General features: G+C 67.1%; 1 protein-coding gene. It reads left to right on the plus strand.

Annotation, left to right across the window (positions count from 1 at the left end; genetic code table 11):
- A partial coding sequence (locus tag NLU14_RS22940; protein WP_275710954.1) for a PQQ-dependent sugar dehydrogenase occupies positions 1-234 on the plus strand: 234 nt, incomplete at both ends.

Genomic DNA, 234 nt, shown 5'->3' on the forward strand with positions numbered 1-234 from the left:
CAACGGCGACAATTACGACGGCACGCCGATCCCCCGCCACGCCCCCGGCGACGGCTTCGAGGCACCCGCGGTATATTGGAACCCGTCGATCTCGCCGGGCGGGATGATCTATTATTCGGGCGGCATGTTCCCGAAATGGAAGGGCTCGCTGCTGATCGGCGCGCTTTCGGGCCGCGGGCTGATCCGCGTCGCGCTGGACGGCGACAAGGCGAGCAAGGCCGACCAATGGGAGCT

Source organism: Marinobacter iranensis, from assembly GCF_029207565.1.
GTDB classification, from domain to species: Bacteria; Pseudomonadota; Gammaproteobacteria; order Pseudomonadales; family Oleiphilaceae; genus Marinobacter; species Marinobacter iranensis.